A 2,091-nucleotide genomic window follows, 5' to 3' on the forward strand; every position below is an offset into this window, starting at 1 on the left:
AACAAACGCACCATACTGATCTTTAAACATCACAATAGCTATTTCATCTCCATCTTCAGATTCCCATCTAGTATTGACATCTGCTTTTTTCAGTGCAGTCCAAGATACCTCATGACCATTTATTGCAAATGCGGGAGGTTCAATTTCATAATCATTTGAATGTACTGTGCCTTTTGGCAGTAAATTATCTAATGTTTCATTTAAACTTTTAAATCCATTCAAATCTTTTAAATCCATTAACTTATCATTAATTATCCATATTTATCTTTATAGTTTTCCTTTCAGCCATTGAAACCACTCCTCTCTTTAAAAAAATATATTTTATGGAGCCATTATCTCATAAATTAAAATTATTGTTGTTTTTTTCTGATTTATTTGAATCAATGTAAATAATTATATTATTTTCAATCAATATTAATTTTGCTAAAATTACAATTATAATCTTCATTTTCTTTTTGCATATCCAATATAAATATTCTATTTAAATATTATAAAAGGGGATTTATTTTCAATCTTCTTCTTGTTTTATAATTGTTTTGATGATTTTGATTTCATCGATGTTATAGTTGGAGTTGCAAATGGCAAGCATCGTGAGTGAATCCGTAACCGTGACATTAGTAAACTTTAATATTAACAAAGTTTAAATATATTAAACACAAATTATAAGTAGTGATTGAAATGTCAGACAAAATAAAATATATTTCACTTTTAATATCTGTGGTAGGTAGTGTTTTCAGTATCTCTTCTTTTCGAACATAATTTCGATAAATCAAGCATTATTATATGCTTACTATGGATTACAATACTAATTAAGGATGTAACTTACTCTTTAAATTAGTTTTTTGGTACAATAATAATCAGAACGAAAGGCAGAAGATATTGTTAATGATAAAAATGTTAAACATATTACAGAACCTACTGGTGATATGGGGTAATGTTTATGATGAAGCGTGGTATCAGAAGGATAAAATGATGGAAAATAAAAATAAAAATAAAAAAATAAATAATATGGCTATTAAAAACAAGGAAAATAAAAAATATCCTATATCAGAAGAGGAATATGCTGTGCAGGAATATTTTAAAAGAGTATATCCTACAATGGATAGATACTTTGATATGTTATATGATGAAAGAGTAATCAATGTAATTAAAGAAGGATATGAAACTGATTGTTGGTATTATGATGATGGTGAACTACCTGACGGATATTTTGATGTAAATAATCCTGTGTTAGGTAATAGTATTTTACCAGCAGTGGAGTTAGCTGTTGAATTTCCAGAATTTATAGATTAAAAAAAAATTTTAATTATTATTTTTTTTAGTTAAAAAGTATGTAAACTTATTAAAAATAAAATAGTAATGAATTAGGATGAACTTTCAAGTTTAAAGCGAATGTTTTAAGTAGAATTATTCAGAACAAAATTTAATAAAAATGGTAACATTAATGTGTATTTTGAAGATAAAATAAATAAAAAATAAAGGAGAATTATAAAATGGTTACTTATATGGATATTAGATATACATTATTTTATTTTTTATCAATTTATCCTGAGGATGTGAGGAAAAGAAAACTTAAAGAATTAAAAGAAGACAATCCGAAAGAGTATAAAGAGTTTTTTGAATGGTGTAAAACAACAATTCGGATTGGAGAAGAAGATTTAGGACAAGAATTTGATGATGAGTTTAAACAATTATTTTTTAAAGAAGAGGTATAATTAGTAATGAGTAATAGTATTAGTTGTAAAAACTTTTATGGATTACAAGGAACAAGTGATTTGCATGAGAAATTAATATTAGATTATGAAAAATTATACTGTTTAAAGCGAATGTTTTAAGTGGAATTATTCAGAACAAAGAAAATGTAATATTTTTTGAACATACTGGTAAAAAAACAAAATATAAAGATGCAGATGATTTTTATAATGTTACTAAACCAGTTACAAATTATACTTCTCCAAGAGATAATGTTTATGATGAAGCTTGGTATCAGAGGGATAAAATGATGGAAAATAAAAATAAAAATAAAAAAATAAATAATATGGCTATTAAAAACAAGGAAAATAAAAAATATCCTATATCAGAAGAGGAATA

2 protein-coding genes and 1 pseudogene are annotated in these 2,091 nt (G+C 24.7%); 2 read left to right on the forward strand and 1 reads right to left on the reverse strand.

The window, feature by feature from the left end; translation table 11 throughout:
• A pseudogene (locus QZ146_RS08780) lies at positions 1 to 222 on the reverse strand (hypothetical protein); the annotation flags it as partial.
• 663 nt (positions 223 to 885) lie between these two features.
• On the opposite strand from QZ146_RS08780, the gene QZ146_RS08785 reads away from it, so the two are divergent.
• Together QZ146_RS08785 and QZ146_RS08790 are read left to right on the forward strand one after the other, a co-directional pair.
• Positions 886 to 1,293, forward strand: coding sequence for a hypothetical protein (locus QZ146_RS08785; protein WP_295723739.1), 408 nt, complete (start codon positions 886 to 888; stop codon positions 1,291 to 1,293).
• Positions 1,294 to 1,493: 200 nt separating this feature from the next.
• Positions 1,494 to 1,715, forward strand: a complete 222-nt coding sequence (locus tag QZ146_RS08790) for a hypothetical protein (RefSeq protein ID WP_295723741.1) — start codon at positions 1,494 to 1,496, stop codon at positions 1,713 to 1,715.
• The last annotated feature ends 376 nt before the right edge of the window (positions 1,716 to 2,091 follow it).

The sequence above is a fragment of the uncultured Methanobrevibacter sp. genome (genome assembly GCF_905235195.1).
Lineage (GTDB): Archaea > Methanobacteriota > Methanobacteria > Methanobacteriales > Methanobacteriaceae > Methanarmilla.

Excerpts from the sequence above, each read along its gene's own strand:
- QZ146_RS08785 (WP_295723739.1), top strand. The coding sequence starts at position 886 with ATGATAAAAATGTTAAACATATTACAGAACCTACTGGTGATATGGGGT.
- QZ146_RS08790 (WP_295723741.1), top strand. The coding sequence starts at position 1,494 with ATGGTTACTTATATGGATATTAGATATACATTATTTTATTTTTTATCA.